The sequence below is a fragment of the Longimicrobium sp. genome (assembly GCA_036387335.1).
In the GTDB taxonomy this organism is placed as follows: Bacteria; Gemmatimonadota; Gemmatimonadetes; order Longimicrobiales; family Longimicrobiaceae; genus Longimicrobium.
In genome coordinates this window covers 1-7,213 of sequence record DASVTZ010000036.1, presented here as the reverse complement: position 1 = coordinate 7,213, position 7,213 = coordinate 1, and the positions used below count along the sequence as shown (strand labels likewise).

General features: G+C 72.9%; 6 protein-coding genes. 4 read left to right on the top strand and 2 right to left on the bottom strand.

What is annotated here, in order from left to right:
- Both VF647_03305 and VF647_03300 read right to left on the bottom strand, forming a co-directional pair.
- A partial coding sequence (locus VF647_03305; GenBank protein ID HEX8451095.1) for a methylmalonyl-CoA mutase family protein occupies positions 1-1,145 on the bottom strand: 1,145 nt, incomplete at its 3' end.
- Positions 1,142-3,280: a cytochrome P450 gene (locus VF647_03300; GenBank protein ID HEX8451094.1), complete on the bottom strand. Its 2,139-nt coding sequence runs from the start codon at positions 3,278-3,280 to the stop codon at positions 1,142-1,144. The genes VF647_03305 and VF647_03300, both read right to left, overlap by 4 nt.
- Before the next feature lie 296 nt (positions 3,281-3,576).
- Here VF647_03300 and VF647_03295 point away from each other — a divergent pair, with 296 nt between their 5' ends.
- The 4 genes from VF647_03295 to VF647_03280 form a co-directional block, all read left to right on the top strand.
- Entirely contained in the window at positions 3,577-4,485 is a 909-nt protein-coding gene (locus VF647_03295; GenBank protein ID HEX8451093.1) for a putative capsular polysaccharide synthesis family protein, read from the top strand.
- A 231-nt stretch (positions 4,486-4,716) separates the two neighbouring features.
- A complete protein-coding gene (locus tag VF647_03290) occupies positions 4,717-5,574 on the top strand; it encodes a hypothetical protein (protein ID HEX8451092.1) in 858 nt (285 codons plus the stop codon).
- Positions 5,575-5,712: 138 nt separating this feature from the next.
- On the top strand, positions 5,713-6,651 hold the full coding sequence (locus tag VF647_03285; protein ID HEX8451091.1) for a hypothetical protein: 939 nt from the start codon (positions 5,713-5,715) through the stop codon (positions 6,649-6,651).
- 124 nt (positions 6,652-6,775) lie between these two features.
- A partial coding sequence (locus VF647_03280) for a glycosyltransferase (GenBank protein HEX8451090.1) occupies positions 6,776-7,213 on the top strand: 438 nt, incomplete at its 3' end.

Below are 7,213 nucleotides of genomic sequence, written 5' to 3'. Positions count from 1 at the left end.
GTGTGCAGCGACTGCGTGCCGCCCAGCACCGCCGCCATCGCCTGGTAGGCCACGCGCACGATGTTGTTCTCCGGCTGCTGCGCCGTCAGCGTCACGCCGGCCGTCTGGGCGTGGGTGCGCAGGCGCCAGCTCTCCGGGTTCTTGCTGCCGTACTTGTCGCGCAGGTGGCGCGCCCAGATGCGGCGGCCGGCGCGGAACTTGGCGATCTCCTCGAAGAAGTCGTTGTGCACGTCCCAGAAGAAGGAGAGCCGCGGCGCGAAGTCGTCCACGTCCATCCCGCGCGCCACCCCGCGCTCCACGTACTCGAAGCCGTTGCGCAGCGTGTAGGCGAGCTCCTGGACGGCTGTCGCGCCCGCCTCGCGGATGTGGTAGCCGCTGATGGAGATCGGGTTGTACCTGGGCGCGTTCTTCGACGCCCACTCGAACATGTCGATCACCAGCCGCAGCGCCGGCTCCGGCGGGTACACCCACGCGTGCTGCGCCTGGTACTCCTTGAGGATGTCGTTCTGGACGGTGCCGCGCAGCTTGTGGAAGGGGACGCCCTGCTTCTCCGCCGCCACCATGTAGAAGGCGAAGAGGATGATGGCCGGCCCGTTGATGGTCATCGACACCGAGACCTGGTCCAGCGGAATCCCGGCGAAGAGCGTCTCCATGTCGTCGAGCGACGAGATGGCCACGCCGCACCTGCCCACCTCACCCAGCGAGCGCGGATGGTCGCTGTCGTAGCCCATCAGCGTGGGGAAGTCGAACACGACGGAGAGGCCGGTCTGGCCGCGGTCGAGCAGGTACCTGTAGCGCGCGGCGCTCTCTTCCACGGTGCCGAAGCCCGCCGCCTGGCGCATCGTCCAGAGCCGCGTGCGGTACATGGTGCCGTACGGCCCGCGCGTGAACGGGAAGTCGCCCGGGAGCCCCACCTTCTCGTTGTAGTAACGCGCCTCCCCGGGAGACGGCTCGGGGCGGTCCAGCGGGGTGTAGAGCGGCTCCACCTCCACCCCGCTCACGCTGGTGAAGCTGTCGTCGCGCTTGGCGGCTCGCTCGTAGGCGCCCTCCCAGGCGGCCCGCCCGCTGCGCAGGGATTCCAGCTCCCGCTCCTTCTGGCGGATCTGCTCCAGCAGGTCGGGCGGGACCGGTGCGGCGCGCATCATCGCTCGATCACCAGCTGCTGGATCCCCGCCGCCGTGTGGCGCACCGTCGACAGCGGCTGGAGGGCGCGGAAGCCGGGCGCCAGGCGGAGCAGCGTCCGCACGGCGACGGCGGTCTGCGCGCGGGCGAGCGCTGCGCCGATGCAGCGGTGCACCCCGCCGCCGAAGGCGAGGTGGGCGCCCGGGGGCCGGTCCAGGCGGATGGCGTCCGGATCGGCGAAGCGGGCCGGGTCGCGGTTTGCGGCGGCCAGCGAGAGGCGCACCACCGCGCCCGCGGGGATCGTGGCCCCGCCGAGCTTCACCTCCTCGTTGGCCACACGGACGATGGTGTGCTCCGGAGGGCTCAGCCGGAACACTTCGTCCGCGAAGCGCTCCGCCAGCGCGGGCTCGGCGGCGATGCGGGCGCGCACCTCGTCGTGCCGGACGAGGAGGAGAACGGCCGAGGGAAGGACGCGCGCCAGCGTGTCGGTGCCCGCGATCCAGAGGAGCCGGACCAGGCTGCGCGCCGCCTCGTCGCCGAGCCCCTCCTCCCTCAGCGCGCGGTACACGGCGGTTTCGCCCGCCACCGCGTCCAGCGGCTCCCGCAGCTCGGTGAACAGCCGCTGCGTGTTTCCCTCCGCGGCGTGGCGCGGCTCCACCAGCGCGACGGCCGCGCGGGGATCCATCCCGAGCACGTCCGCCCCGATGGCGTGCGCGAACGGGATGGCGAAGCCGTGCACCACCTCCACCTCGCGCCCTTCCAGCAGCGGCTGCAGCAGCCCCGCCGCGGTTCGCTCGCCCAGCTCCACGCGGTGCTCGAGCGCGGCGGCCGTGAAGTGGCGGGACACGAGCCGCCGCGCCGCCGTGTGCTCCGGGGGGTCGCTTCCCAGGAGCACCGGGTCCGCGTCCCGCATCACCTCCAGCGCGCTGGAAAAGCTGCCGTGCCTTGCGAGAGCGCCCAAGACGTCCGCGTGGTGCAGGACCAGCCAGCTTCCGTCGCGAACGATGAAGTGGACGCTCCCCTGCGCACGGAGCGCCCGGTAGACGCCGAACAGGTCGGCCCGGACGGAGGGGTCCGCGAAGTCCACCGTGCGGGCCGACACGGGCGCCGGCGCGGGGCGGGGCATCGCGCGGAGCCCTCGCGCCTGCCGCCGGGCGTGCGCCCACGAGTCCGCCTCGCGCTCCGGGTGCATCGAGTTGATGAAGCGCACCCGGCCGCCCCGCGCGGTGGCCGCGGCCTCGATGCCGGCGTGGGCCCCGTGCTGCGCCCCCAGCTGGACGACGGTGTCGAACCCCCGGTCCAGCGCCGCCGACACGGCCTGGTTCAGGTGAAAGGAACGGCTCACCATCCACCCGAAGAAGCGCGCGTCGAAGGGCGAGCCCGGCGGAATCTCGCCCCCCGCGGCGGAGGAGTAGACCGGGCAGCGCGCGGCGAGCGTCGTGATGCCGCGGAGCTGCTCCGCCAGCCAGGCGCGGTCCACGTGCAGGCGCGGCGTGTGGTAGCTCCACTCCGTCGGCCTCTCGCGCTCCACGAAGCCGCCCAGAAAGGCGCGGATCGCGTCCGCGTCCGCCTCGCGCGAGAGCACCACGGCCGTTCCCGGCGCGGAGCCGCCCAGGTAGTCGAGGCGCGCGGGGGCGGTGCGGCAGAGGCGCGCCGCCTCCGCAGCGGTCGCCTTCAGCACGAACATCCGCTCCGGCGTGCGCGTGAGCGAGATGGCGTGCGACACCGCCGCGATCACGCGGGCGCAGTCCGCGCGCGACAGGGCGCCGGCCGCGTACGGCGCCACCATCTCGCCCAGGCTCAATCCGAGGACGCCTCCGGCCTCGATCCCCTGCTCGCGCCAGAGGTCCACCTGCCCGATCTGCATCACGCCGAGCCGGACGATTTCATCGCGGCGGGCCAGCTCGGGGGTCGCGGCGGGGGCGTCGCCGCCGCCCCGGAACGACGGCGCCGGAGACCATCCGAGCACCTCTTCCACGACGGACGAAGCCTCGTCGACGGCGGCGCGGAAGGCGGGCTCGTGGCGGTACAGGTACTGCCCCATGCCGGGCCACGCGCCAGACCCGCCGGGGAGGAAGAAGAGCACCTGCCCCCACTGTGGCGCGATCCGCCGGGTGACGCTGGCCGCCACGCGGTGCAAGCTCGGGAATGGATTCAACGCGGGGGCCTGCGGTTCGTGAGCGGTGGGGGCGTAGACGGCGGGAGCACCATTCTAGGCGCTTCCGCGGGCCGCCGACAGGTGGCTGTACCGCCGGATCGCCGAGCACGAGCGGGCTGCGTTCTCAGCCGGGCCGGGAACGGGGTCCGGCCGGCGAAGGTCACTTGACGGCGCGCGAACGGAGCCGGTAATGTTCGCGCCGTGTTCCTCTGCCAGGGCGCACCCACCCCGAATCCACCCCGCCGGTGGCGCGCAAGCGTGCTCGCCGCGTCGCCCCCACCCCCTGCCGGCGAACCTTGGGACCGACGTCTTCGCCGGCCGCTGGCGCGATCCGCGGCGCGCTGGCCGCGGGGCTTCAGCGCCTGGCCGGTCTGGCGGGAAGGGAACCGATGCTGGAGGACCTGGCACTGATCCTCACCATCCCCAGGACCGGTACCTACACCCTGGTGGAGCTCGTCCGGGGCCTGGGAATCCGGGCGGACGTGCGTGGAACGAGCCACCAGTTGTGCCTGCGCCGCCCTCCGGAAGAGTGGGAACGCGACGGCCGGCGGCGTAGCGTGCTGGCTGCCGCCGCGTGGGACCGCGGGCGCACCAACGAGCGCTGGGAGGCGCACCGGCACCTTCGGCGCAGGGCTCCCGCCGCCGGCTGCGACGCCCCCCGCAAGGTCCACGTGATCGCCTCCACCCGGGAGCCGGTGAGCCAGCGGCTGTCCCACGCGTTCTTCAGCGCGAGCGAGAGCCCGGAGTTGACTGGCGTGAGCTCGGCACTCGGCCAGCTGACGGACAGGGAGCCGCACCGGGCGGGGCTCCTGAGCGGCGCCCACTGGTGGGAGCTCGACGTGTGGTTCGACCGGCACGTGAAGCCCAACCTGGGCATCGACGTCTTCGCCGAGCCGTTCGACCGGGCCCGCGGCTGGCAGATCTACGAGGGGGAGGATGCGCGGCTCCTGCTGGTGCGGCAGGAAAGCTTCGACGCCCTCCCGGAGGCGGCGGGCGTCTTCTTCGGGCTCCGCGCGGGCGCGGTCCCGGACGCCAACGCCGGCGAGGGCCACGCCTATCGCGGCAGCTACCGGGAGGCACGCGAAAGGGTCAGGGTGCCGGCCTCGCTCCTGGACACGGTGTACTCGGCCCGCTACGCGAGCCATTTCTACACGCCGGACGAGATCCGCGCGTTCAAGAAACGCTGGAGCGAGCCCGCTCCCTGACCCCGGCGGCGGGAGTACCATTCCAGGAGCCTCCGCGCGCCGCCGGCAGGTGGCCGTCCCCGGCGGCTCCGCCAGGGGGAGCCCGGCGGCCAGCGTCACTTGACGGCGCGCGAACGGAACGGATATTGTTCGCGCCGTGCTCCTTACCGGAGCGCACCCCCCCTGGATCCTCCCCGCTGGCGGCGCGCGACCGTGCCCGCCGCGATGGCCCCGCCGAGTGTGCAGCAATCGATGAAAAGGTACCTTTCAGGCTGTCTCGGGGCGCTGGCGGCGGTGGGTCTCGCCGCGTGCGCCGGAGAGGCGGGGGGATCCAGCCCCGCCGCGGCGGCGCACGGCGGGCACCACGCCGGTGCGATGGCGGCGGAGATCGCCTTCCTGTTTCCCGACGGTGACGACCGGGGATGGGCGGCGGTGCAGAACGGCACGCACGGCGCGAAAGCCCCGGCCGTTCCGCTGGCGGCGCTTCCGGCCGCCACCCGCGCGCGGCTCGTCCACCAGCTCGGGCTGGTGGCCGAAGTGGCGAGAAAGTACCCGACGGTCCGGGACGTGGAGGCCGCGGGGTACCGCCGCGTGGCGGGGTTCAGCCCCGGCACCGGCGTCCATTACGTGGCCGAGGGACGCACGATCAAGGGACCCGTTCCCACCGACGACGATCTGCTGAACCCCCTGGCGCTCGTCTTCGACGGCACGTCGCCGGAATCGTCGGTCGCCGGCATCATGTACGCGTACGACGCCCCGGCCGACGGTGGCGGCCGCGCCGACCCGGAAGGGTTCGCGGGGCCGAACGACCAATGGCACCTCCACTCCGACATCTGCGTTGTGCGGCGGAGCGACGGCAGCTTCGACGCCGTCCCCGGCAAGAACGCGGACGAGGCGAGCTGCAAGGCGAAAGGCGGCACGCTGCACGTGGGCACCACCGGCTGGAACATCCACGTGTGGGTGGCTCCCGCGTACACGAACCCGCTGGGCGTGTTCGCCCACACCAACCCGGCGATCACCTGTCCCGACGGAAGCTACCGGAGAGCGCGGCCCGATCCGCTGAACCCCTGCGCTCCCGCCGGCGCGCGTCCCGGCCAGGGCGGCACGTAACCCGGCCGGCCGCGTGGCGCTCCCGGAGGGCGGCACCCGCTCGGCGGGTGCCGCCCTTTCACGTGTGCGGGCCGCCGCGGCCGAACGAGTGAGCCGGCCGCGCCGCACCCACCCGCGAACGAGCGGAGCCGTAGCCCGATGCGTCGCCACCTGATCCACGTGGGATATCCCAAGGCGGGCTCCACTTTTCTGCAGGCGTGGTTCAGCCGGCACCCGGCGTTCCGGTACGCGGAGGGCGGGATTGCCGGGTACCGCTCCGTGTACCAGATGTGCAGCCGCTCCGACGCCCCTTTCAGCTGGCACGTCACCAGCTGCGAGGGGTTCGCCGCGCCATACGACGGGATGGACGGGCTCGGGGTGGAGGGGGTGGGCGACCACGAATCCGTTATCGAGCGGATCGGCGAGCGCCAGGCGGAGGTCTGCGGCACGCTGCGCACGCTGTACCCGGGGAGCCGCATCCTGATCGTCACGCGCGGCTTCCGGGCGATGATCTACTCCGGCTACTCGCAGTACGTCCGCACCGGCGGAACCCTCTCGCTCGCGGAAGTGTGCGCGGCGCACGTGGGCCGGTGCGCGCGCGGCGAGCGCCTCCACCTGGACTTCGACTACCTGATCGGGATGTACGCGGAGGCGTTCGGCGGCGAGAACGTCATCGTCCTCCCCTACGAGCTCCTTCGTGACGACCGGCACCGGTTCCTGGCCGTGCTGGAGGCGCGGCTGGGAGTGGAGCACGCCGAGACGGACGTGGGGCGCGTCAACCCGTCGCTCTCTCCCGAAGAGCTGTACTGGTACCCGCGCATCTCGCGCGCCCTTGTGGAAGGGACGGCGAGGGCCGGGCAGGGACCCGCTCGCCGGGTAGAGCGGTGGTACCTGCCGCGCGCGCTGGACAACCGGCTGCGCCCGCTGGTGCGCCTCCTCGCGCGCGCCAGGCCCGGCCGCGCAGTTACCGCGGCACAGGTGCCGCGCGAGCTGCTGCGCTGCTACCAGGGGAAGGCGGCCAGCCTCCGCCAGGACCCGCTCTACGCCCCGTACGCGGCCGATTACCTTTGGGAGGAGGGCGCGGGAGCGGGCTCGTAATGCGTCACTGCGCGCGCGCCGCGCTCCCCGGGCGGTTGACACGAACGCCCCCGTGCTGCGATGATGCCAGTGCAAGACGGGCGTTTTCGTGGATTTCCCCGCGTCCGACCCGTCGTCTCCGCGCATGAAGATCATCGTCACCGTCCACCAGTTCCTCCCCGACTACTCCGCTGGCACAGAGGTAATCGCGCTCGGCATCGCCAGGGAGCTCCAGGCGCGCGGCCACGAGGTGGTGGTGGTGACCGGCTACCCCGACCCGCGCCCGCTGCGCGACGAGGAGCGCTTCGACCGCTACACGTACGACGGGCTGCGGGTGGAGCGCTTCCGCCACTCGCCCGATCCCATGGGCGACCAGCAGGTGGTGACGGAGCTCGCCTACGACAACCATCTCTTCGCGCGCGCTTTCGACCGGCTGCTGGCCGAGGTGGAGCCGGATGTCGTCCACTTCGTCCACCTGGCGCGTCTGTCGGCGGCGCTGATCGGGCCGTGCGTGGAGCGCGGCATCCCGACCGTCTTCACCGCGACGGACTTCTGGCCGGTGTGCCCGTACAGCCAGTTGCGG

Bases quoted from the DNA above. Each gene is read 5' to 3' on its own strand.
- VF647_03290 (HEX8451092.1), top strand. From the start codon at position 4,717: ATGAAAAGGTACCTTTCAGGCTGTCTCGGGGCGCTGGCGGCGGTGGGT.
- VF647_03285 (HEX8451091.1), top strand. From the start codon at position 5,713: ATGCGTCGCCACCTGATCCACGTGGGATATCCCAAGGCGGGCTCCACT.